At 64.8% G+C, this 22564-nt stretch carries 20 protein-coding genes; 9 read left to right on the forward strand and 11 right to left on the reverse strand.

Annotated elements, in window-relative coordinates; all coding sequences use genetic code 11:
* Positions 1-224: 224 nt before the first annotated feature.
* The 11 genes from JHW45_RS12110 to JHW45_RS12160 all read right to left on the reverse strand — a co-directional run bounded on the left by JHW45_RS12110 (position 225) and on the right by JHW45_RS12160 (position 10987).
* Entirely contained in the window at positions 225-2546 is a 2322-nt protein-coding gene (locus tag JHW45_RS12110; RefSeq protein ID WP_272857882.1) for an AAA family ATPase, read from the reverse strand.
* On the reverse strand, positions 2543-3313 hold the full coding sequence (locus JHW45_RS12115) for a PD-(D/E)XK nuclease family protein (protein WP_123644167.1): 771 nt from the start codon (positions 3311-3313) through the stop codon (positions 2543-2545). Before JHW45_RS12115 ends, JHW45_RS12110 begins: the two co-directional genes overlap by 4 nt.
* Positions 3310-3516, reverse strand: a complete 207-nt coding sequence (locus tag JHW45_RS12120) for a DUF6511 domain-containing protein (RefSeq protein WP_123644183.1) — start codon at positions 3514-3516, stop codon at positions 3310-3312. Before JHW45_RS12120 ends, JHW45_RS12115 begins: the two co-directional genes overlap by 4 nt.
* Before the next feature lie 207 nt (positions 3517-3723).
* On the reverse strand, positions 3724-5412 hold the full coding sequence (locus JHW45_RS12125; RefSeq protein ID WP_123644166.1) for a DEAD/DEAH box helicase: 1689 nt from the start codon (positions 5410-5412) through the stop codon (positions 3724-3726).
* Between the two features lie 13 nt (positions 5413-5425).
* On the reverse strand, positions 5426-6049 hold the full coding sequence (locus JHW45_RS12130) for a hypothetical protein (RefSeq protein ID WP_272857883.1): 624 nt from the start codon (positions 6047-6049) through the stop codon (positions 5426-5428).
* A 101-nt stretch (positions 6050-6150) separates the two neighbouring features.
* Complete coding sequence (locus JHW45_RS12135; RefSeq protein WP_272857884.1) at positions 6151-7026, reverse strand: ATP-binding protein; 876 nt, start codon at positions 7024-7026, stop codon at positions 6151-6153.
* Positions 7026-7322 (reverse strand): hypothetical protein, encoded by a 297-nt coding sequence (locus tag JHW45_RS12140; RefSeq protein WP_123644163.1) that lies wholly within the window; start codon positions 7320-7322, stop codon positions 7026-7028. The genes JHW45_RS12135 and JHW45_RS12140 overlap by 1 nt, the downstream gene beginning before the upstream one ends.
* Before the next feature lie 38 nt (positions 7323-7360).
* The gene (locus JHW45_RS12145; RefSeq protein ID WP_272857885.1) at positions 7361-7555 is read right to left on the reverse strand and encodes a hypothetical protein; all 195 of its coding nucleotides are present in this window, start codon (positions 7553-7555) and stop codon (positions 7361-7363) included.
* Between the two features lie 84 nt (positions 7556-7639).
* The gene (locus JHW45_RS12150) at positions 7640-8362 is read right to left on the reverse strand and encodes an RNA polymerase sigma factor (RefSeq protein ID WP_123644162.1); all 723 of its coding nucleotides are present in this window, start codon (positions 8360-8362) and stop codon (positions 7640-7642) included.
* A 99-nt stretch (positions 8363-8461) separates the two neighbouring features.
* Positions 8462-8707 carry a hypothetical protein gene (locus tag JHW45_RS12155; protein ID WP_123644161.1) on the reverse strand — a complete coding sequence of 82 codons (246 nt, stop codon included), beginning with the start codon at positions 8705-8707 and terminating at the stop codon, positions 8462-8464.
* An 84-nt stretch (positions 8708-8791) separates the two neighbouring features.
* Positions 8792-10987 (reverse strand): hypothetical protein, encoded by a 2196-nt coding sequence (locus JHW45_RS12160; RefSeq protein ID WP_123644160.1) that lies wholly within the window; start codon positions 10985-10987, stop codon positions 8792-8794.
* 391 nt (positions 10988-11378) lie between these two features.
* On the opposite strand from JHW45_RS12160, the gene JHW45_RS12165 reads away from it, so the two are divergent.
* Genes JHW45_RS12165 through JHW45_RS12205 form a run of 9 tightly spaced genes read left to right on the forward strand, consistent with a single transcriptional unit; the run spans position 11379 to position 22021 of the window.
* Positions 11379-11834 carry a DUF2924 domain-containing protein gene (locus tag JHW45_RS12165; RefSeq protein WP_272857886.1) on the forward strand — a complete coding sequence of 152 codons (456 nt, stop codon included), beginning with the start codon at positions 11379-11381 and terminating at the stop codon, positions 11832-11834.
* Positions 11831-13153 carry a recombinase family protein gene (locus JHW45_RS12170; protein WP_272857887.1) on the forward strand — a complete coding sequence of 441 codons (1323 nt, stop codon included), beginning with the start codon at positions 11831-11833 and terminating at the stop codon, positions 13151-13153. Before JHW45_RS12165 ends, JHW45_RS12170 begins: the two co-directional genes overlap by 4 nt.
* A complete protein-coding gene (locus JHW45_RS12175; protein WP_263566753.1) occupies positions 13150-13539 on the forward strand; it encodes a hypothetical protein in 390 nt (129 codons plus the stop codon). Before JHW45_RS12170 ends, JHW45_RS12175 begins: the two co-directional genes overlap by 4 nt.
* A 15-nt stretch (positions 13540-13554) precedes the next feature.
* Entirely contained in the window at positions 13555-13824 is a 270-nt protein-coding gene (locus JHW45_RS12180; RefSeq protein ID WP_263566754.1) for a helix-turn-helix domain-containing protein, read from the forward strand.
* The gene (locus JHW45_RS12185; RefSeq protein WP_272857888.1) at positions 13821-15959 is read left to right on the forward strand and encodes a type I restriction-modification system subunit M; all 2139 of its coding nucleotides are present in this window, start codon (positions 13821-13823) and stop codon (positions 15957-15959) included. Before JHW45_RS12180 ends, JHW45_RS12185 begins: the two co-directional genes overlap by 4 nt.
* Positions 15956-17326 (forward strand): restriction endonuclease subunit S, encoded by a 1371-nt coding sequence (locus JHW45_RS12190; RefSeq protein ID WP_272857889.1) that lies wholly within the window; start codon positions 15956-15958, stop codon positions 17324-17326. Before JHW45_RS12185 ends, JHW45_RS12190 begins: the two co-directional genes overlap by 4 nt.
* A gap of 2 nt (positions 17327-17328) precedes the next feature.
* Complete coding sequence (gene darT, locus JHW45_RS12195; protein ID WP_272857890.1) at positions 17329-18000, forward strand: type II toxin-antitoxin system toxin DNA ADP-ribosyl transferase DarT; 672 nt, start codon at positions 17329-17331, stop codon at positions 17998-18000.
* Positions 18001-18017: 17 nt separating this feature from the next.
* Entirely contained in the window at positions 18018-19082 is a 1065-nt protein-coding gene (darG, locus tag JHW45_RS12200; RefSeq protein ID WP_272857891.1) for a type II toxin-antitoxin system antitoxin DNA ADP-ribosyl glycohydrolase DarG, read from the forward strand.
* Positions 19082-22021: a type I restriction endonuclease subunit R gene (locus tag JHW45_RS12205; protein WP_272857892.1), complete on the forward strand. Its 2940-nt coding sequence runs from the start codon at positions 19082-19084 to the stop codon at positions 22019-22021. Before darG ends, JHW45_RS12205 begins: the two co-directional genes overlap by 1 nt.
* Positions 22022-22564: the final 543 nt, after the last annotated feature.

Here is a 22564-nt window from a genome sequence, read left to right on the forward strand (position 1 = left end):
GCGCGGCTGACCCGGACGTATGGGAGGAGTGGCCAACCCTGTGGGGTAGCCCTCCCATACGTAGTATGGGGGTTTGACACCTAACTGTTCCGAGGCGTTCAAGTGGCTGAAATCATTGCGGAATAAGACTTCATGAAGTCTTCGGGCATGAGTTAGGGACCTAACTCTTATTTGCCCGTAACCCGTTGATTTCGTTGAGTGCACAGTTGGCGCTGTCATATGAGTCAGGCCTCACTCATATGAGTTAGGTCGTCCTCCAGCCCCTCCGGGTAGACCCAGACGGCGGGGTTTTCGACCTGCAGGCAGAGCCCGGATTGGGGGCATTTGAAGTGGCTGGGCAGGACCGGACGGGCGGGTGTGGTGACCTCGCCGGTGTCTGGATCGACATGCTCTACGTGCGCGCCGAACTGCATGCCCTCGACGCAGAGATAGCCGAACCGCGACCGGGTGACGGGGAAGCCGAACCCCGAGGGGTCGCGCAGGAACTTCACGAAGCCCTTGGTCGCCAGCACGCTGAGGCGCTCGCGGATCGTGTGCTTGCTGCCCAGACCGCCCCGGTTCTCGAAGGTCTCGGCGAACTGCATGGCGGTGTAGAGGCGCTCGCTCGCCGCCTCATCAAGCAGCATGCCGAGGATGACATCGTGTTTGCGCAGCCGTTCGGCATCGAGCCTGGCGCCGACCTCCTTGCGCACCAGGCGCTCGTTCATCGGGTTCAGCTCGACCCACTCCCCCTTCACCTTGTCGATCAGCTTCCCCGGCAGCGCGGGCCCGTTTCGAAGCTCGATCTCCAGCCTGCGGACGGTGCTGTCCTCGTCGGGTCGGTGCATGAGCAGCCCGGAGGTGTAGAAACCCCGCAGCGCGCTGGCGCCGGAGAGCGCGAGGAAGGGATCGTCCTTGACCTGATGCTTGGTGGCCTTGCGGGTGTGGTGGGCGAGGATGACGCCCGCATCCGGATTGACCGCCTCGCGGAGAAGCTCCACCCGGTCCTTCAGGAAGAACATCATGGCTGTGTTGTCGTTCTCGCCCCCGCCTTCGGGGCCGCCATCGAAGAGGTTGCGGATCGGGTCGATGACGATGATGTCGGGCGGCGCGTCGGGGAATGCGGCCCGGATCGCCTCGGCCACGCGGGCGACGCCTTCCGCGTCGAGCAGCAGCTTCAGCTTCGGCGTGGCGATGAAGGTGTCGCGCGCGGCGGCGATCACGGCGGCGGGCAGCGCGATCTGCTGCATGCGCTCGCGCAGATAGTGATACTGGATCTCGGCCTGCAGGTAGAACACGCGCAGCGGCCGGGGCGGCGTGAAGCCGAGGAACGGCACGCCAGCGGCCATATGCACGAGCCAGCAGATCAGGAAGTCGCTCTTGCCGACCTTGGGCGCGCCGCCAAGCACCAGGAGCCCGCCCGGCGTCAGCACGCGGGGACCGATGATGTCCTCGGGCATCGGGCTCGTGTCTTCGAGCAGCGCGCCGAGGCTGAAGGTCGGCAGCGGGCTGGCCGGGGCGTCGGCGTGGTCCGCGCGCAGGAGCGGCGGACCGTTGCGCTTCACATGCAGCGCCCAGAGGCGCTCGGACTCGGCCATCAGCCGATCGAGCGGCCAGGATGGGCGCAGCATGGCGGCGTTGTAGCCGCAGATCGCCTCCCAGCCTGCGAACGGGTCGAGGCGGCCCTCGTGCACCAGGCGCACGTAATGGCCGATGGCGGCGCTGGCCCCCTGGAAGCGGGACCAGTCGTCAACCGCGCCTTCGCGCACCGGCGTGGTGAGCACTGCGTCGATGCCGGGCTTCGCGGTCGGCGCGGCAACGTCGCTGGCGAAGCCTACGCCTGGCAGCGGCGGCATCTCGGCGACCTTTTCCGCGAAATCCGCCAAGTCGACCTCGACGTCGCGATGCTCGCGGATCTGCACGAGGCGCTGGTGGCCGTGCTTGTGATAGACGGTGCCCGGCACCCGGATCGGCTGATGCGCCGAGCGGAAATGCGTGTCGCCGCCGACCTTCACGGCGATCTCGCCCCGCAGGCGGCAGAGCGTCACCAGGTCCTCGCCCTCGGCCGGTTCGGTCAGCTTCCACCAGACATGGAGCTTGGCCGCACCTTCGGGCGTCCGCCCGCCGCTTTCGATGATCAGCGTGGGCGGGCCGAGATGGCGCGTGACATGGTCGAGCTTGGCCGGGATATCGCCCGCATCGAGATCGACCACGATGGCCTGCATCTGCAGCACATCGGCGGCGCGGGCCTGACCCAGCTCCTCGACCGTGCCGGGGATGACGTAGACGGCGGCGCCCTCCCGGTTCGCCCACGCGGCGAAGGTCGCGAGCTTCTCGTTCGCGGTCTCGTCGGCGGGGATCCAGATGTTGTGCGGCTTGCCGTCCCGGCCCTGACCCTTGTCGACGAAGCCCCGGAGCGGGATCAGCCCCTCGCACCAGCTGAACACGGTGTCGAGGAACACGGCGATCTGCTCGGGGTCGGGATCGCAGCCGAACGGGTTCTCGGACGGCGGCCCGTCGTTGAAATCCATCCACGGGTTGAAATGCAGGATGCCGTCGTCGCTCATGCCGGCAGCCCCCAGCAGCGCTCGGCCCACGGGCAGAAGCGGCACTCGAAGAAATCGGACGTGGTGGCGACGCGCGGCAGAAGCTCGCCCGCATCGGTCGCCTGCAGGATCCGCACGCCCCGGTCGGACATGCGCTGCGCGAGATCGGCGTCGAAGGGCACCAGCTCATGGTGAAGCTCAGCGGTGTCCTTGTTGATCGCGGTGAAGAGCGCGGGCGCGGCCGAGATGCCGGAAACCGTCCCTTCCATGTAGGCCTGGTAGAGCGCGATCTGGGCGGCGTAGACCGGCTTCGACTTCGTCACGCCGTCCTTGACGCAGGCGCGCCAGTTCTTCGCGTTCATCGTCTTGCATTCCCAGAGGGCGGGAACGGCCAGCTCGAAGCCTTCGGGCCCTGCGGCGATGATGCCGTCGACATGACCGCGGATGCGCCCGCCCGCAACGGAGAACCCGAACTGGCCGCCATCTGGCCGGTTGCCCTTGCGCGTGTAGAGGTCGAAGCCCGCGCCGCGCAGCCAGGCGACGGCCAGATCCTCGAGCGCATGGCCGATGGCGAAGATGCGCAGCGACTGGCCGCTGAAGTCCTGGCCCTCGTCCTTCGGCGCAGCCGTGAACTCGAACTGCAGGGCGCGCTCGCAGGCATGGCCGAGACGCGAGCCGCCGAGGTAGTCGCGGGGCGGCCGCGTGGCCTGATCGGCGGTCAGCGCCCGATCGACCGCGGCGTTGACCCGCTCTGCGAAAGTCGGCCGGTGATTGTAATCGAGGGTCAAAACGGCACCTCCGGCGTCTGCGCCCGGGCGATGTCGGACATGGCCTCGCGGAAGCCCTCGACGGCCTCCTCGATCAGCGCGCGCACCTGCGCCTCGGTCAGATCGGCGAGCGGTGTAGTCCAGCCGATCTCGTCCATCAGCAGTGCGACGCGCTTCATGGTGGCGGTGATCGCGGCGCGCTCCTCCTCGGTCAGGTCAACCATGGCGAAACGCTCCCGCGCGAAGCGCGTCCAGAAGGACTGGCAGGGCATCGAGCAGAACCAGACCGATGGCCGGGGCCGCTTCGACCGGTGCGGATCGAACCAGCCAAAACCACGGGTGGGTTGCCGGCAGACAGCACAAAGCGTCCCACGCGGATGCCAGAGTCGCCGCCGGTCCTCGGCCGTGATGGGGGTTGAGGGTGCCATGGGTCATGCCGCCCTCCGTTCGGGAGAGGCCGCCGTGTCGATCAGCTGGCGGATGGCGCGCTTGTTGAAGCCGAAGGTCATCAGCGCGGAGGCGCGGTAGCGCGTCAGGCCGAAGTCGTGGCGGCACTCGGGCGGCAGGTACTGCAGCTGCTTCTCGGTCGGCGGCTGGCGCAGCCAGGAGCGGGTCTTGAAGGCGCTCTCGTCGGTCTCGTGCGTGTTCAGCCAGTCGTCGGCCTGCGCGAGGCAGACGGTGCGCTCGCCGACGCCCAACAGGTGGGGGCGTTCGCCCTTCGCGCCGCCGATGGCGTACCAGACCCCGTCCAGCCAGAAGATGCCGCCCCAGGCTGCGAAGCCCGTGGCCATCAGCGCGTCGTCCGTGCCGTAGAGGTCGACCCACGCGAAGCTGGAGCGCTTCAGCAGGTCGATCTCGGTCATCATGAAGCCCGAGAGCGGCGCGGCGTCCCCGCCTTCGCCCGCATCCAGATCCTCGCGCGGGAACGCCTCGCCGCAGAGCGGGCATTCGGTGGCGGCCAGCGGGATCTCCGCCTCGCAGGCAGGACAGGTCTTCGTCGGCGCCTCGCCGATCTCGGTCTTGCCGTCGAGATCGACGTCCTGTTCCAGCGTGCCGTGGATCAGGCTGGAGGTGCCGAAGTCCAGCACGACGCAATCGGTTTTCACGATGCCTGGGTGTTCCTCGGGGTCGACGGTGCGCAGCCCGCGCCCGACCATCTGGATCATCGTGGACTTGTAGGAGCTGGGCCGCAGCAGCACGACGCAGGAGGTGGGCGGATGGTCCCAGCCCTCGGTCAGAACCGCCACGTTGACCACGACGCGGATGTCGCCCGCGGCGTAGTCGGCGAGGATTGCCTTGCGCGTTTCGGCCGCCAGATCGCCATGGATCAGCGCGGCGGAAACGCCCGCCGCCCTGAAGGCGTCGGTGACGTGTTCGGCATGCGCGACGGTGGAGCAGAACACCACGGTCTGCCGGTCGCCCGCCTTTTCCTTCCAGTGGCGGATCACCTCGTCGGTGACGGGCGCGCGGTCCATGATGCCCGCCACCTCCGCCATGTCGAAATCCGACATGGTCTTGCGGACGGACCGCAATTCGTCCTGGACACCGACATCGATGACGAAGGTGCGCGGCGGCACCAGGTGGCCCGAGGCGATCAATTCGCCCAGCCGCACCTGATCGGCGACGTTGTCGAAAACCTCGCGCAGGCCCTTCCTGTCGCCCCGGTTCGGCGTCGCCGTGACCCCGAAGATCCGGGCGTCGGGATTGGCCTCGCGCACCCGGTCAATGATGCGGCGGTAGCTGTCGGCGACGGCATGGTGCGCCTCGTCGACGACCAGCAGGTCGAGGCGCGGCATGTCGGCGAGGTTCGAGGCGCGCGCCAGCGTCGGCACCATGGCGAAGGCGACCTGACCGCCCCAGGACTTCTCCGTTGCGTCGATGACAGAGGTAGCGACGCCTGGCACCACGCGCTGAAACTTGGCGCGGTTCTGCGCCGTCAGCTCGTCGCGATGGGCCAGCACGCAGGCCTTGGCCCCGTCGTCGATCATCTCGCCGGTGACCGCCGAGAGCATGATGGTCTTGCCCGCGCCGGTGGGCGCCACGCCCAGCGTGTTGCCGCGGGAAGCGAGCGCAGCCACGCTGCGCTCGACGAAGGTCTTCTGGCGGGGGCGCAGGCGCATGGCCGGTCTCCCCTTACTGCGCCCAGCTCGGCCGACCGGCGGCGCCGGGGGCGGACGCGGGCTGGCTGGGCTGGGTGGACGTGGTGGGCTGCTGCGGGGCGTGGCCCTGCGCCGGGGCAGCAGAGGACTGCGGCGCGACCGCGCCCATCAGCGCGGCGTAGTCGCGATGGTCGGGCGTGACGGCATTGCGGATCTCGTTCTTGTCCTCGCCGTTGGTGTCGGTGCCGATGTCGATGCGGGCGATGAATTCGACGCCGTCGAGATCGCCGAACCCGTTGATGCGGCGGCGGGCCTGCGCCTCCGGCGAGTTGTCCTTGTCCGACACGCCGCGCGCCGAGTTGAGGATGCCGCGGATCAGGCCGCGCCCCATGTTGGCCCAGTCTGGACCCTTGGGGCTGTAGAGGCCGATCAGCGACCAGATTTTGCGCCGGGCATAGGGCCCTTCGAGCACCGTGTATTCGACGTCGAGATAGACGGCGCCGGTGGCGGCGCGGCGCGCCCAGCCGCCGGTCCAGCCTTGCGAGGGGTCGTCGTAGCCGCCGGGGCGCAGTGAGGCCCGCACCTTGGCGAGCGTGCCCTTCGGGATGACGTTGGTGTTGGATTGGGCGGAGTTGAAGTCGTTCCAGGGTCCGGACATTGCGCGGCTCCTTTCAGTTGGAGGATGGGACGCGCAGTGGCGTCAGAGGGGAAAAGCCACCCCAGCGACCGGATCGGGACACCGGGCGTGGCGAGAGGCGCTCAGCCATGGCCGGGCTCCTGCGCGGGCGCGGGATCGGCCGGGGTCACCGGCGGCCATGTCAGGCGTTCGGAGGCTGGCGCCGCGGGACGCTGGATCTTCTCCATCAGCCGGCCGAGATGCGGGGCCTCGACCCTGTCGAGGCGGCCGGAACGGTCCTTGGCCGGATAACCCCAGGGGTTCAGCGTCTGGCAGACGAAGGCGCGCTGCGGCTGGCCGCCCTGGTCCGGGATGTCGGCCATGGTGATGACCTGATCGACGATCCCCGGCAGCTCGAGCCCGGTCTTCGAGCCGTCGATCTGCGGCTGGAAGACCTTGCGGTTGAAGTCGTCGAGCCGCTCGTCAAGGATGCCGACGAACCAGACGTGCTTGCCGCGCGTGTGCTGCAGGTGGGTCAGCCAGCCGATCATCTCACGGCCATGCAGCCCGTAGGCGCCGCGGATGTCGGGCTTGCCGGTCTTCTCGGAGAACGCTTCGGGCTGCCCACGGCACCACTGGAAGCAGAGCCGTCCCGCGACGGTGATCGAGTCGATGAAGACGGTCTCGTATTTCCCGATCACCGTGGGATCGCCGTAGCGGCCGCAGACCTCGTCGAAATGCGCCTGGCTGTAGGGCTGGTCCTCGCGCAGCGCCGGGTTCGGCCCGCCGATGAACACCGCGAAGTCGCGACATTCCTTCCAGGTGCGGGGCCGGAGCGTGTCGATCTCCAGCCCCTCGACCGCCAGATCCCCAGCCTCGAGATCGAGGAAGAGCGTGGTCGAGGCGTTCAGCGTCCAGAGCAGGCTGGTCTTGCCGATGCCGGACCGCCCGAAGATGACGCCCTTGATGCCCTTGCGTTGCGCGAGCCGCTCATCGGCGCCGATGATGGGAAGGGCCATCACTGGCCCTCCTTCTTCATCACCGCCGTGGCGGCGCGATCTGCGCCGATGCACCCCGCCTCGCGGGCGAGCTTGTAGAGGCGCTTCAGCGCGTCGGCGCGGCGGTAGGCGGCCGTGCTCTCGCGCTCCGCTTCCACGATCGCGAAGGCGATCTCGTCGACGGTCGCCTCGACGACCGGCAGCGGCTCGCGCGGTTCGTCTCCGGGACGCTGCGGGAGGGAGATGGTTTCGGGGAGATCTTCGAGGGCGTAGTTCACCTTGCGAAGACGGGTGATGGCGTCCGACTGGTCCGGCATGGCGGTTCTCCGTGAGATGATGTGATCGAGGAGGCGCATCACGCGGCCTCGCGGACGTCGGGCGCGGGCTCGGCGACGTAGATCGCCAGCAGCGGCGTCCCGTCGGCATGGGCGCCGGCGTCCTCGATCTGATAGTTGCGGTTGGGCTCGCAGACCTCGGTCAGCTCCCAGCGGCGATAGAGCCCCGGAAGACGCCTGAAATCCTCGAGCGACAGATCGGCAGTGCAGTTCATGCGTGTCTGCTTTCGGTTTGAGGGAAGGCGCTCGGGGCGCTCGAATGGAAAAAGCCACCGGCGGGACCGGATCGGGACATCGGTTCAGGGGATTTCCTCGAGGGCGTCGTGCAGCCGGCGCATCGCGCGCTGGTACCGCTTGCGGGCGGCGGCCTCGGTCAGCCCCAGGTCAGCTCCCGCCTCGGCTTGGGAAAAACCCTCGATCGCCACGCGGATCACCAGCACGGCGTCGTCGCCGAGCAGCTTCCGCACGGCGCCGTTCAGCCGGGCGTACCCATCCGCGCCGATTCCGCTGTCGCCGCTGTCCGCCACCTCGTCGGGGTCGGCGCCGCTGGCGAGATGTTCGCGCGCCGTGTCGCGCTGGCGCACGCGGATCATGTCGCGCTCGACGTTGCGGAGCACCGTGGCCGCGATCCAGTTGACGCGCCCGAGGTCGAGGCCGCGGACCGCCTCGGTAGTGCGCGCCAGCACGTCGGACGCGACCTCGTCAGCGGTGCCGAGCCTGCGCCAGAGCGACCGGCGCCGGATGGCGTCGAGGCCGGGCCAGAGCGCCAGCAACAGCATTGTCAGGGCGCTGTCGGACGCGGGCCCGTCGCCCTGCGCTGCCCTCACGAGAGCGGCGAGGATCAGGTTCTTCTGGCCCTGATCGCCGGGGGTGCGGTGCAGCCCGTCCAGCAGGGCCGCCGGATCCCGGAACGCTGCAAGGGCGGCCTGCGTGCGCCGGATGGCGTCGAAACTGCGCTGGAAGTGAAGATTGGAGGAAGATTGCATGAGGTGATCACGGATCTCGTGCCACGCGAAGGACATCGGACGCCTGCCTTGCGGCCAGGCGTCCGGCGCCTTCTCGTGGCCAGGTCAGGACGTCGCGCGTCTCTGCGATTTCAGGGGGTTGGGTGAATGCGCGCGTCAGCGCGCGGGTGCCGTTGCGTTATTCAGCGTGGCGCAGCCCCGGCAGGTGGCCTGAACCGGAAAGCCCACGAGATACTCGTGCCCCCGCGCGAAGCGCAGGTGCATGCGGCCGTCCCGGCAGACGCCGAGCAGCTTCTCACAGCGCGTGCAGCGCCATTCCGAGTTGGAGGTGGTGGGCTTGGTCTTCGCGGCGCCGGACCAGCTCGTCTGGGCTGCCTGGCGCGAGGGGAAGGGAGTCGGCATGAAAGTGCTCCTCTGATGTGGAGCCCTTCCAATAATCAGCGGTTTGTTAGACCGTCCCGCCCGAAACCCTAGATGAACTCTAGATCACGCGGTGTCGGTCGCCTCGCCGAGACGCCAATAGCGATTGCTCGAGCCGTGCCGGATGTAAGTCGGATGCGCCTTCGCCCATGCGCCGGAAGAGAACAGCTGTCTGGGATTGTCAGACCCCATCCCGTCCATCAGGACCTTGGTCAGCCGCTGGCCTGTGCCATCGGTCGCCGCTTCAACAAGGCTTTCGAAGAGTTGGATCTGGCCCGCGCCGTCAAGCGTTAGCGGATCGAGACCCGGGATGATGAGCGTCGCAGAGCGAGGCGTGTGTCGTACAACTTGGGCGACTTGCGCGGAGGACGCCAGCGTTCGGTTCGCCTCGAATCGCCGAGCCATTTCCTCCTGGTCCAGATCGCCGAGGCTTCCGTCCTGAAGCAACAGGTCGCGTAGCGCGATCACGACGTTCGGCCCGAGGAATCGTGGTGGATCATTGGACACGGCGAGTACGAGACCAGGACCCGCCGTATGTCGCGACCGAAGCGCATTCTCGACATTCTCGCGGGCTTTCAGATCGGCAAGGCGGCGCGCCAGGTAAAGCGGGACCTTTCGCTCACCCAGTGCAATCGGCCCAAGCGAGACGAGGAACTCGTTGATGGTTTCGATGTTCCTGATACCGAGAGAGCCAGCTATCGCCTGGTGGATGGTTTCGGCGAGCCATGCTCGATCGATCCCGTACTCGATCGCATTGGTGTCGAGACGCAATCCGTCCGCCTCCCCAAAGGAACCGGTTTGTCGAACCGTCCCCGGCTCCGGACCCGTTTCCTGCTCAACTTCGACAACCTCATCGTCATCCTCGGCGAGCCCAATCACCTGCCGCCCTTTGCGGGCAATCAATCTCGCACTCACCAAGCGGGCTGGATCGACGCCCGCGGAGTTGAAGAATGCACCTGCAACAGTGTCGCCGGGCAGGTCGTACAGCGACAGAAGAAAGCCGAACCACTGCGCCCGTTCCTGATCGGTGAGCGTCCGCAGGTTCTGCGTAAGACCCCAGTGTTCGAGCAGTCGGAACCCAAGGTCCCGAAGGAACGGATCGCGCATGCTCTGCACGTCCGAACTGCTGCCATTCGAGATCGAGACCCGGAAGGTTCCCTTCTTGCCGTCTGATCGACGGGTGTAACCAATTGCGATGGCGATTTTTGTGAAGCCGAAACTCCGGATCAGGGTGGCTGAATTGGCGACGTATTTCCGGACAACGTCCTCCATCGTGTCTTCTATGGTCACCTTGATGTTCAGCCGCCGGCCCCACGAGCCGAGGCGCACCTCGGCCTCGACTACCGCCGCCAGCGTGATCTCGACATCGTCGAAATCCGGGCGATCCAGATCGAAGGAGGACCTGAAGCGTTCGAGGTTAAACTCTCGGCGGGTCAGCGGCTTGGCCGAAGGCGGGCGCCCTAGAACGACCTCCGCGAAGACTTTCGAGGTTTTTTCGCGAACCTCGCCGCTGGCTGATGCGACCTCGATTTTCTTCAGCTTGGGCGTGTAGATCAGGACAGCCTCGTGTGATGGCCTGTAGTAGTGGACGGTCCAGCCCCCTTCCTCGCGATGATTGTCGATACTTGACAGGGGCCCGGGATGGCGCAGGGCGACCATGAAGGACGGCGGGTAGTTGGCGGTCTCGGGCAATTCGAGGACGGACGCGGTGACCTTGCCCTTCAGTCCCAGAGCTTCCTGAACAGCGTCACAGAGCTTCTCGTCAGGGATTCCCTCTGCGTCGGCAACAGAATCGTGGTCGAAGTCCACCTCGCAGCATGTGTAGTACGTCCGCCGTTCTCGATAGCGCCGCGCGGCATAGAAGCTCTGGGCGTCGTGAAAGTGCATCGGGAAGACCGTGCGCATCCAGATGCTCTTGCACAGCAGGTCAGGCTGGGACTCATAATGGTCGTAGTCGACATTCTGCAGCCGTTGCCCCGCAACCGTGTCGAGTGAGGTCGCTCCCTTGTCCTGGCCCATGTCGAGCAGAGCGCCAGCGATGCCCTCAAGTAGCCCGATGATTTCCTTGTCCTCCGAACGCAGGTACGCACTCAGCGCGGCCTTGCCTTGATCATCGGTCGTGCCATCAATGATTTCCGGCGGAGCGAGAAGAGTGTCGTCGGGCCGTTTGAAGCTGGCGAGAAACTGCCGGACCAGCGCAGCTGGGGCGCCCTGAAGGATACTCCCGAGGTTCGGTCCGAATTCGCTCTTCCTCCGCGCCATGAACTCACCTCAATGAACAACTGCTCTCGATTGATTCAACCCACGATAATCATGGACATATCCGTGATCGGCAACCCCTGATGTTCTCTCCCTGTTCGCATTTCTGCATTCCGTTCTTCTGAGATGTCCCGTCCCGGGCGGCCGGGTGGCTTTTGATCGGTAACAGCACCACCGATCACGGCTACCAAGACATGAAACGACCCAATCCGCTCCCGCCCGACCAGATGACCGCCGCCGAGCGCCGCGCCGAGCTGTGCGGCCTGCTGGCACTCGGGCTGCTTCGGTTGCGGATGCGGGAGACGGGCGAAGTATCTGACGATACTGGAGAACGTTGCCTACACTATCCGCCCGACCGATGCCGTCATGCAACTCCAACTCGCCGGAGAAATGCATGAACAAGCCCGATCCCATCCCCGCGCGCCTGGCCGCGCTCAAGAGCACGCCGACACCCGACCTGAAGCAACAGTGGCGCGACCTGTTCGACAGCGAGCCGCCACCATTCAACCGCCGCTACCTCGAGTCCCGCCTGGCTTACCGCATCCAGGAACTCGCCTACGGCGGGCTGAAGCCCGAAACGATCCGGCGCTTGGAGCGGCTGGGCGAGGAACTGGACGGCGGCGACACGACGAAACGCAGGATCCGCGCCGACCGCGACCGCCCGATCATTGGCACGCGGCTGCTGCGAGAATGGCAGGGCGTCGAGCAGATCGTCACCGTCACCGCCGATGGCTTCGAATGGCAGGGGCGGCCGTACAAGTCGCTGTCGGCCATCGCGCGCGCGATCACCGGCACGCGTTGGAACGGGTGGACCTTCTTCGGGCTGAAGAACCACAGGGGGCGGACATGACGAAGCCGCCGGCTAGATCGAAGGTCGTCCGCAAGCTGAGGTGTGCCGTCTACACCCGGAAATCTTCCGAGGAAGGGTTGGAGCAGGAGTTCAATTCGCTCCACGCCCAGCGCGAGGCCTGCGAGGCGTATATCGCCAGTCAGCGATCTGAAGGCTTGGTGCTGGTCCGCGATCAGTATGACGACGGGGGGATCTCGGGCGGCACGCTGGACCGGCCACGCCTGAAGCGGCTGCTGGAGGACATCGAGGACGGGCTGGTCGATGTGGTCGTGGTCTACAAGATCGACCGGCTCAGCCGCTCACTCGCCGACTTCGCGAAGCTGGTCGAGGTGTTCGACAGGAACGGAGTTACCTTCGTCTCGGTGACGCAATCCTTCAACACCACCACCTCCATGGGCCGGCTGACGCTGAACATCCTGCTCTCGTTCGCGCAGTTCGAGCGGGAGGTGACGGCCGAACGCATCCGCGACAAGGTCGCCGCCAGCCGGAAGAAGGGCATGTGGATGGGCGGGGTGCCGCCCTACGGCTACCGCGTCGAGAACCGGAAGCTGGTTGTCGACGAAGAAGCCGCCACGCATGTGCGCTGGCTCTTCGCCCGCTTCCTCGAGATCGGCTCCTGCACGGAACTGGCGCGGGAGGTCGGCACGCGCGGCCTCCGCACCCCGCGCGGCAATCGGATCGACAAGAAATACATCTACCGGATGCTCAGCAACCGCGCCTACATCGGTGAGGCGGTCCACAAGGGCGACAGCTATCCCGGCGAGCACGACGCCATCATCGATCAGGAAACGTGGGATCGCGTCCACACCATCCTGACCGAAAGCCCCCGCAAGCGCGCTGCCCGCACCCGTGCCGCCACGCCCGCGCTGCTGAAGGGGCTGCTCTACGGTCCCGACGGCGCAGCCTTCTCGCCGACGCACACCCGCAAGGGCGGGCGGCTGTACCGTTACTACGTCAGCCAGACGGTGCTGAAGCATGGCGCCGGGGCGTGCTCCATCGGCCGCGTGCCCGCGGGCGAGATCGAGGCCGCCGTCGTCGACCAGCTACGCGCCGTGTTCCGCCAGCCGGAGATCGTGGCGGGGACATGGAAGGCGGCGCGGGCGGAGGATGGCGAGATCACCGAGACCGACGCCCGCGAGGCGCTGACCCGGCTCGATCCCCTTTGGGACGAACTCTTCCCGGCCGAGCAGGCGCGCATCGTCGGGCTGCTGGTCGAGCGGGTCGAGATCGGCACCGAAGGGCTGAACGTCCGCCTGCGCATGGACGGGCTGGCGACACTGGCGCGCGAAATCACCACCGACATTGGAGCTGCCGCATGACCCGCGCCACGCCGATCCCCGACACCGTCACCATCCACGTTCCATTCCGCATCATCAAGCGCGGCGGACGGAAGGAGATGCAGCTGCCTGCAGACGTCCCGACTCAGCGCCGCCCCGACAATGCCCTCGTCAAGGCGCTGGCCCGGGCCTTCCGATGGAAGCGGATGCTCGAGTCGGGTGAGGTCACCACCATCGCTGAATTGGCTGAGCGTGAAGGAATCGCGGTGTCGTACGTCACCCGGCTTCTACGACTGACGCTGCTTGCGCCAGACATCGTGGAGGCCATTCTCGACGGGCGGCAGGGGCCGGAGGTGACGCTGGCGCGGTTGATAGAGCCGTTCCCATTGGAGTGGCAAGCGCAAGGGGCCCTTGATAACAAGCAGTGACCAGAATGGGCACTGATGGACTGGCTTGCCCCGGCTTACCCTGCTAGGATCCCCGAAATCTTCGAGAGGACAGGGATGGTTATGCAGCCCGAACCCGCGATGACTGTTCGCGACGTCGCTGGCTACCTGAACGTCGATGAAAAGACGGTCTACCGCCTGGCCAAGAGGGGTGAACTGCCCGGCTTCAAGGTTGCAGGCTCGTGGCGCTTCAAGAGGGCCGATCTGGACGCATGGATCGATCAGCAGAAGCAGGCTGCGCAAGATAATTCCGGGGGCGGGCATTGAGTGAACTGAACATCAGCAATTTCATCTGGAACATCGCCGACGATATCCTGCGCGACGTCTATGTCCGGGGAAAGTATCGGGATGTCATTCTGCCGATGACGGTGATTCGGCGTCTTGATGCGGTGCTGGAGCCGACCAAGGACGCCGTGCTCGCAATGAAGACGCAGCTCGACAAGGCTGGCGTTGCCAATCAGCACGCCGCGTTATGCCAAGCCTCTGGAGAAGCGTTCTACAACACCTCGCAGTTCCGCCTGCGCGACCTCACATCCCGCGCGCGGCGCCAGCAGTTGAAGGCGGATTTCGAAGCTTACCTCGATGGCTTCTCACCGAACGTCCAGGAGGTGCTGGACAAGTTCAAGTTCCGCAATCAGATACCGACCCTGGTCGAAGCTGACGCGCTCGGTTTCCTGCTCGAGAAATTCCTCGATCCATCGGTCAACCTCAGCCCGAAGCCTGTGCTGCATGCCGATGGCACCGTGCGCCTGCCGGGCCTCGACAACCACTCCATGGGTACGATCTTCGAGGAGCTGATCCGGCGCTTCAACGAAGAGAACAACGAGGAAGCCGGCGAGCACTTCACCCCGCGCGACGTGGTGGAGCTCATGTCCCATCTCATCTTCATGCCGATCGCCGACGACATCCAGTCGGGCACCTATCTCGTCTATGACGGGGCATGTGGTACCGGCGGCATGCTGACCGTGGCGGAAGAGACGTTCACCAGGCTCGCGACCGAGCACGGCAAGGAGGTCTCGGTCCATCTCTATGGCCAAGAGGTCAACCCCGAGACCTTCGCCATCAGCAAGGCCGACTTGATCCTGAAGGGCGAAGGGCTCGAAGCCGAGAACATGAAATTCGGCTCCACGCTCTCGTCGGACGCTTTCCCGTCCCACGAGTTCGACTTCATGCTGTCGAACCCGCCCTACGGCAAATCGTGGAAGACCGACCTCGAACGCATGGGCGGGAAGAAGGACATTCGCGATCCTCGCTTCCTGATCGAACATGGCGGCGACCCGGAATTCAGCCTGATAACCCGCTCCAGCGACGGCCAGATGGTGTTTCTGGCCAACATGCTCAGCAAGATGAAGACGGCCTCGCCCCTCGGCAGCCGCATCGCCGAAGTCCACAACGGATCGTCGCTTTTCACCGGCGACGCCGGATCGGGCGAGAGCAACGTTCGGCGCTGGGTGATCGAGAATGACTGGCTGGAGGCCATCGTCGCCCTGCCGCTGAACATCTTCTACAATACCGGGATTGCGACCTACATCTGGGTGCTGAGCAACCGCAAGGCGGAACACCGCCGCGGCAAGGTGCAACTCATCGACGCCACGTCCTGGTTCAGGCCATTGCGCAAGAACCTGGGCAAGAAGAACTGTGAACTGGGGCCCGACGATCTTCGCCGGATCACCGACGCCTTCATGCAGGGCCGTGAGGACGAGACGTCGAAAATTTTCCCCAACGCGGCGTTCGGCTACTGGAAGGCCACCATCGAACGCCCGTTGCGCCTGAAGGTCGAACTGTCGGACGTCGCGCTGCGCCGCTTCCGCAAGTCCTGCGCCGATGTGGGCGAGGCCGATCTGGCGCGCGCTGTCGAGGCGGTCGCCGAACATGCGGGCGCCGGCCCGCATCTCGACTTCAACCGCTTCGCCGCGCAGGTCGAGGCGGCGGCCGCCGGGCTTGGCATCCGGATGACCGCCAAGCGCCAGAAGCTGTTGATGTCGGCGTTGGGGGTGAAGGCGGCGGAAGCCGCGCCGGTCATCCGGAAAGTCACGAAGCCGAAGGCCGGCGCGGACATCGACCACGACGCGCTTCACGGCAGCTATCGCACCACCATCGACGGCAAGCAGGTGGTGGTGGAATACGAGCCGGATTCGGAGCTGCGGGACACCGAACAGGTGCCGTTCCTTGAGGACGGCGGGATCGAGGCCTTCGTCCGGCGCGAGGTGCTGCCCCATGCGCCCGACGCATGGATCGACGCCTCGAAGACGGTGATCGGCTACGAGATCAGCTTCACGCGGCATTTCTACAAGCCGCAGCCGCTGCGAGAGCTCGACCAGATCGAGGCGGATATCCGCGCGCTGGAGCAGGAGACGGAGGGCCTGCTGGAGGACGTGCTGGTCGGAGGCCGGGGCGCATGACGGCGCGCGCGCTTACCGTGGCACCGTCGGCGGAACGCGGGGGGCTTGCCCCCTATGCCTCCTATCGCGACAGCGGGTTGCCCTGGCTCGGCGCGATCCCGTCCCATTGGGACGTGCGCCGCAACGGCCGCCTGTTTGCCGAGCGCGTCGAGACCGGCTTCGAGGATCTGCCGATCCTGGAGGTTTCGCTGCGCACGGGCGTGCGGGTCCGTGACATGGAGAACGGCGCCCGGAAACAGCAGATGGCGGACCGCAGCAAGTACAAGCGCGCTGTCCGGGGCGACATCGCCTACAACATGATGCGCATGTGGCAGGGCGCGGTGGGTGTCGCGCCGGAGGACGGCCTGATCAGCCCCGCCTATGTCGTCGCGCGGCCGTTCCCCGAGGTCGATCCGCGCTACTACACCTATCTGTTCCGCACGCCCGCCTATATGCGCGAGGTGAACAAGTTTTCACGCGGCATCGTCTCGGACCGCAACCGGCTCTATTGGGGCGAGTTCAAGCAGATGCCGTCTGCCTTCCCTCCGACCGGGGAGCAGGCGCGGATCGCGGATTTCCTTGATGCCCATGGCCGTCTGACGGCCCGCCTGATCCGCAACAAGCGGCGGCTGATCGGCCTGTTGAACGAGCAGAAGCAGGCGATCATCAACCGCGCCGTCACCCGCGGCCTGAACCCCACCGCCCCGAAGAAGCCCACCGGCATCGACTGGATGCCCGAGGTTCCGGCGCATTGGAAGATTCTGAAACTCAAACGGTTTTCCCGCATGAAGAGCGGGGATTCTATTACTGCGGAGAGCATCGACGAAACTGGAACCTATCCGGTCTACGGGGGAAACGGACTGCGCGGATACACCGACCGTTTCACACATGACGGAACGTTCGCGCTGATCGGGAGACAAGGCGCCCTTTGTGGAAACGTCCACCGCGTGTCGGGAACCCTCTGGGCTTCTGAGCATGCGATTGTGACGACACTCGAGCCCCCTCACGATCTCGATTGGTTCGTGGAATTGTTGCGGGTCATGGACCTGAACCAGTATTCCGAGTCAGCGGCGCAACCGGGTCTCGCAGTTGACGATATTGCGAATCTCTACGCGCCTCTGCCGCCGCCGGGGGAACAAGTCGAAATCGCACAACACTTCAGAAACGAGTTCACGGACTTAAATGCTGTCTTGGAGCGCACAGGTCGCGAAATCACCCTCATCCGCGAATACCGCGAGCGGCTGATTGCCGATGTCGTCACCGGCAAGCTGGACGTGCGCCACATCGAGATCGCGGCGCCTGACGACGAGGCGGACATCGACAAGGACGACGCGCCGGACGACCTGGAGACCGAGGACACGGACGACCTGGCGGAGGCCGAGGACTGACCATGCCGCCGCCCGCCGCCCCGAAAATCTATCACATCGTGCACGTTGACCGGCTGCCCTCGATCATCGCCGAGGGCGGTCTGCTGTGCGATGCCGAGATCGTCCGGCGCACGGCGGCCGCCCCCGCCATGGGCACCACCATCGGGATGACCAGCATCAAGGAACGGCGGCTGAACGAGCTCGAGCTTTCCAGCCATCCCGGCCTGCGGGTCGGCGGCTGCGTGCCCTTCTACTTCTGCCCGCGCTCGATCATGCTCTATCTGATCCATTGCGCGAACCATGCCGAGCTTGCCTATCGCGGCGGCCAGGGACCGATCGTCCATCTGGAGGCCGACCTGCGCGACAGCGTCGCCTGGGCGGAACGCAACCGCTCCCGCTGGGCCTTCACCCTGTCGAACGCCGGGGCCTATTACTTCGAGGACCGGGCCGACCTCGGGCAGCTTGATGCGATCAACTGGGACGCGGTCCAGACGAACCGCTGGGCGGGGAACGGCATCTCGCGCTCGGTCAAGGAAGGCAAGCAGGCGGAATTTCTCATTGAGACGTCTTTTCCATGGCAGCTTGTGACCCGGATCGGGGTAAGGTCGCAGCAGGTCTACGGGCAAGTCAGAGCGGCGTTGCAGGCGGCGGAGCATAAGCCGCATGTCGAAATCAAGCCGGATTGGTACTATTGATGGGGAGGGAGGCCGCGATGTTTGAATACAAGACTGGCGATATTCTGGCCGCTGATGCCGATGCCCTGGTGAATACGGTGAACTGCGTTGGCGTGATGGGCCGAGGGATCGCGCTTCAGTTCAAGAACGCGTTCCCGGAGAATTTCCGCGCCTACGAGCAAGCCTGCAAGCGTGATGAAGTCCGGCCCGGCCATATGTTCGTCTTCGAGACCGGACAGCTGACCAGCCCGCGATACATCATCAATTTCCCGACCAAGCGCCACTGGCGCGGCAAGAGCCGTATGGAGGACATAGACGCGGGGCTGAAGGATCTGCAGCGCGTCATTCGAGAGAAGAAGATTCGGTCAATCGCTATCCCCCCGCTTGGCAGTGGGCTGGGCGGTCTCGACTGGAATGAGGTCCGGCCAAGGATCGAGGAGGCGCTGCGCGGCTTCAACGACCTGCAAGTCATCATCTTCCAGCCGAATGGCGCACCGGAACCGGCCCGGATGGCAAGGCGGCAGACGGCGCCGAACATGACCCCCGGCCGTGCGGCGCTGGTCGGCCTGATGGACCGTTACCTCAGCGGGCTGCTGGACCCGTTCGTGACGCTGCTCGAAGTGCACAAGCTCATGTATTTCATGAAGGTCAGCGGCGAGCCGTCGATGGAGCGGCTCCGGGTAGTGAAGGGCCCATACGGCCCGTATTCGGAAAACCTGACCCACGTCCTGCGCGAGATCGAAGGGTATTTCGTCTCCGGATACCGCGACGGCGGCGATGCGCCCAACAAGCAGCTCGAGCTTGTGCCGGGAGCTGTGCAGGACGCCGACGAATTCCTCGGAGAGCATCCCGACACACGCGCCCGTTTCGACAAGGTGGCCAACCTGGTGGAAGGCTTCGAGACGCCATTCGGCCTTGAGCTTCTGTCAACGGTGCACTGGGTGATCACGCACGAGTCGCCGAACTCGATCAATGAGGCGGTCTCCAAGGTTTACGGGTGGAATGATCGCAAGAAACAGTTCTCGCCGCGGCAGGTCGCACTGGCGGCGGAGGTCCTTCAGAAGAAGGGCTGGATCGATGCCGGTGCATTGCAGGCGGGCTGATGACGACGGACACCAGCGAGAAAGGCCTCGAAGCCCTCATCGTCCGCTCGCTCATTGACGAGGCGGGTTACGTTGCCGGGGCTTCGAAGGATTTCGACCGGGACCACGCCGTTGACCTGACGAAGCTGTCCGACTTCCTCAACGCGACACAGCCCGAGGCTGTCGAGGCGCTCGGCATCGGCGAGGATGGACCGAAGCGGCTGCAGTTCCTGCACCGGCTTCAGGGCGAGATCGCCAAGCGCGGCGTCATCGACGTCCTGCGCAACGGCGTGAAGCACGGCCCCGGCTCAGTGGAGCTGTTCTTCGGCACGCCGACCCCGGGCAACGCCAAGGCCGAGGCGTTGTTCGCCGCGAATATCTTCAGCGTCACCCGCCAGCTGCACTATTCGAAGGACGCCACCAAGCTGTCGCTCGACGTGGCCGTCTTCATCAATGGTCTGCCGGTTGCCACCTTCGAGCTGAAGAACAGCCTGACCAAGCAGACGGTCGAGGACGCGATCGAGCAATACAAGCGCGACCGCAGTCCGAAGGAGTTACTGTTCCAGTTCGGCCGCTGCGTCGTCCACTTCGCCGTGGACGATCACGAGGTGCGGATGTGCACCCAGCTGAAGGGCAAGGCGTCCTGGTTCCTGCCGTTCAACAAGGGCTGGAACGACGGCGCGGGCAATCCGCCGAACCCTCATGGGCTGAAGACCGACTACCTGTGGAAGGAGTACCTGACGAAGCGAAACCTCACCGACATCCTTGAGAACTATGCGCAGGTGGTCGAGGAGGTCGACGAGCGCGGCAAGAAGAAGCCGCCGAAGCAGGTCTTCCCGCGGTTTCACCAGCTTGACGTGGTGCGCAAGCTGCTGGCCGATGCCGAAGCCGTAGGGGCCGGAAAGCGGTACCTGATCCAGCACTCGGCCGGTTCGGGCAAGAGCAACTCGATTGCTTGGCTCGCCCACCAGTTGATCGGCCTGGAGACGGCCGGAACGATGACCTTCGACTCCGTCGTCGTGGTCACCGACCGGCGCGTTCTGGACAAACAGATCCGCGATACGATCAAACAGTTCGCGCAGGTGTCATCCGTCGTGGGCCACGCCGAAAAGTCTGGCGACCTGCGCGCCTTCCTGAAGGCCGGCAAGAAAATCATCATCACGACGGTGCAGAAGTTCCCCTTCATCCTCGACGAGATCGGCGACGAGCACCGTGGGCGAACCTTCGCCATCATCATCGACGAGGCCCATTCCAGCCAGGGCGGCCGCACTGCCGCGAAGATGAACATCGCGCTCGCGGCGAATGGCGCCGAGGAGGAGGACGAGACGGTCGAGGATGCCATCAACCGGCTGATGGAAGCTCGGAAGGTGCTGTCGAACGCCAGCTATTTCGCGTTCACCGCCACGCCAAAGAACAAGACCCTGGAGGTATTCGGCGCTCCGGTCCCGCAGGGCGACAAGGTCAAGCACGTGCCTTTCCACAGCTACACGATGAAGCAGGCGATTCAGGAGGGCTTCATCCTCGACGTGCTGAAGCACTACACGCCGGTCGACAGCTACTACCGGCTCATGAAGACGGTTGAGGACGATCCCAAGTTCGACACGAAGCGGGCGCAGAAAAAGCTGCGCAAGTATGTGGAATCCCATGACCATGCGATCCGGAAGAAGGCCGAGATCATGGTCGATCACTTCCACGACCAGGTCATCGCGCACCGCAAGATCGGCGGTGCGGCCCGGGCGATGGTCATCACCAACGGGATTCAGCGCGCGATCCAGTACTTCCACGCCTTCCAGGCCTATCTGAAGGAACGCAAGAGCCCGTACCAAGCCATCGTCGCCTTCTCGGGCGAACATGAGTATGGCGGCCAGAAGGTCACGGAAGCGACGATGAACGGCTTTCCGAGCAGCCAGATCGAGGAGCTGATTCAAAAGGATCCGTATCGCTTCCTGATTGTCGCGGACAAGTTTCAGACCGGCTATGACGAGCCGCTGCTGCACACGATGTACGTGGACAAGACGCTGTCCGGCGTGAAGGCGGTGCAAACCCTGTCGCGGCTGAACCGGGCACATCCGCAGAAGCACGACACCTTTGTTCTCGACTTCATGAACGACTTCGACGCCATCAAGGCATCCTTCGAGCCGTACTATCGGACCACGATTCTCAGCGAAGAGACCGATCCTAACAAGCTGCACGATTTGAAGGCCTCACTGGACGGCTACCAGGTCTATTCTTGGGAACAGGTGGAGGACTTGGTGGCGCTCTACCTCGGCGGCGCGGACCGGGACAAGCTCGACCCGATTCTCGACGCTTGCGTGGCCGTATACAAGGCAGACCTCGACGAGGACGGACAGGTCGACTTCAAGGGCAAGGCGAAGGCGTTCACCAGGACATACGGCTTCCTGGCTGCGATCCTTCCCTTCAGCAATGCCGATTGGGAGAAGCTGTCGATCTTCCTGAATTTCCTGACGCCGAAGCTGCCGGCCCCGGAGGAGCCGGACCTGTCAAAGGGTATTCTCGAGGCAATCGACATGGACAGCTATCGGGTCGAAGCTCAGGCAACCATGGCCATCGTGTTGCCCGACGCAGACGCAGAAATCGAGCCCGTGCCGACCACGGGGGGCGGCGGCCGGCCCGATCCAGAGCTTGATCTCCTGAGCAATATTCTAAAGATTTTCAACGAGATGTTCGGCAATATCGAGTGGAAGGACAAGGACAAGATCGGGAAGGTGATTGCAGAGGAACTGCCCGCGAAAGTCTCGGCGGACAGGGCGTATCAGAACGCCATGAAAAACTCGGACAAGCAGAACGCCCGGATCGAGCACGACAAGGCACTTGAACGCGCAGTGATCGAGCTGCTCTCCGACCATACCGAGTTGTTCAAGCAGTTCTCCGACAACCCGTCGTTCAAGAAATGGCTGTCCGAAACGATCTTCACAGCGACATACGCCGATGCATCGTAACGGCGAGACCGGAAAAGTTCGACGTGAGGGGCCATAGGAAGCGAAGGGAACCGGGATCGGAGTCCGCGCTGGCGCGAAATAAAATCGTTTATAGTCAGATGATTACAGGCTGTTCACCGAAGCGGCGCAGTCAACAGGTCCGGAGAATATCGGCCCCGAGAGAACACTTTCAGGCCTATTGGCGGCAGGGTCAGTGTTCAGCCCATCCCGCATAACCCTTGAAAACAACGGAAAAATCCGGCCGCGGCCGGATCGGGAGAACGCTTTCGCGGGTGCAAGTGGCGGAGGGGATGGGCCTGCCGTCGAACCTTCTCTGCCCTTTAACACGTTGATTCATTAGTGCGAATTCCAGGCGATCTCCTTCAGATTGTGCTTTGACGTCGATGGGCCCCGCTTCCACAACGAATGACGCGCAAGCGCGAGAGTTCCCCGGCTTCGACCTCCTTCCCCTCGCGGGACGGTGGCGTTACGGCTCTCGGGCGAGGTCTTGAAGTAGCGGAAGGGCGATCGCTGAGTCATGGCGACCGGCTACGGGGCTAGTTG

This window comes from Paracoccus stylophorae (genome assembly GCF_028553765.1).
GTDB classification, from domain to species: Bacteria; Pseudomonadota; Alphaproteobacteria; order Rhodobacterales; family Rhodobacteraceae; genus Paracoccus; species Paracoccus stylophorae.

Excerpts from the sequence above, each read along its gene's own strand:
- JHW45_RS12180 (WP_263566754.1), top strand. The coding sequence starts at position 13,555 with ATGGACTGGCTTGCCCCGGCTTACCCTGCTAGGATCCCCGAAATCTTC.
- JHW45_RS12165 (WP_272857886.1), top strand. The coding sequence starts at position 11,379 with ATGAACAAGCCCGATCCCATCCCCGCGCGCCTGGCCGCGCTCAAGAGC.
- JHW45_RS12155 (WP_123644161.1), bottom strand. The coding sequence starts at position 8,707 with ATGCCGACTCCCTTCCCCTCGCGCCAGGCAGCCCAGACGAGCTGGTCC.
- JHW45_RS12160 (WP_123644160.1), bottom strand. The coding sequence starts at position 10,987 with ATGGCGCGGAGGAAGAGCGAATTCGGACCGAACCTCGGGAGTATCCTT.
- JHW45_RS12170 (WP_272857887.1), top strand. The coding sequence starts at position 11,831 with ATGACGAAGCCGCCGGCTAGATCGAAGGTCGTCCGCAAGCTGAGGTGT.
- JHW45_RS12205 (WP_272857892.1), top strand. The coding sequence starts at position 19,082 with ATGACGACGGACACCAGCGAGAAAGGCCTCGAAGCCCTCATCGTCCGC.
- darT (WP_272857890.1), top strand. The coding sequence starts at position 17,329 with ATGCCGCCGCCCGCCGCCCCGAAAATCTATCACATCGTGCACGTTGAC.
- JHW45_RS12150 (WP_123644162.1), bottom strand. The coding sequence starts at position 8,362 with ATGTCCTTCGCGTGGCACGAGATCCGTGATCACCTCATGCAATCTTCC.
- JHW45_RS12175 (WP_263566753.1), top strand. The coding sequence starts at position 13,150 with ATGACCCGCGCCACGCCGATCCCCGACACCGTCACCATCCACGTTCCA.
- JHW45_RS12145 (WP_272857885.1), bottom strand. The coding sequence starts at position 7,555 with ATGAACTGCACTGCCGATCTGTCGCTCGAGGATTTCAGGCGTCTTCCG.
- JHW45_RS12110 (WP_272857882.1), bottom strand. The coding sequence starts at position 2,546 with ATGAGCGACGACGGCATCCTGCATTTCAACCCGTGGATGGATTTCAAC.
- JHW45_RS12140 (WP_123644163.1), bottom strand. The coding sequence starts at position 7,322 with ATGCCGGACCAGTCGGACGCCATCACCCGTCTTCGCAAGGTGAACTAC.
- JHW45_RS12125 (WP_123644166.1), bottom strand. The coding sequence starts at position 5,412 with ATGCGCCTGCGCCCCCGCCAGAAGACCTTCGTCGAGCGCAGCGTGGCT.
- darG (WP_272857891.1), top strand. The coding sequence starts at position 18,018 with ATGTTTGAATACAAGACTGGCGATATTCTGGCCGCTGATGCCGATGCC.
- JHW45_RS12130 (WP_272857883.1), bottom strand. The coding sequence starts at position 6,049 with ATGTCCGGACCCTGGAACGACTTCAACTCCGCCCAATCCAACACCAAC.
- JHW45_RS12135 (WP_272857884.1), bottom strand. The coding sequence starts at position 7,026 with ATGGCCCTTCCCATCATCGGCGCCGATGAGCGGCTCGCGCAACGCAAG.
- JHW45_RS12190 (WP_272857889.1), top strand. The coding sequence starts at position 15,956 with ATGACGGCGCGCGCGCTTACCGTGGCACCGTCGGCGGAACGCGGGGGG.
- JHW45_RS12120 (WP_123644183.1), bottom strand. The coding sequence starts at position 3,516 with ATGGTTGACCTGACCGAGGAGGAGCGCGCCGCGATCACCGCCACCATG.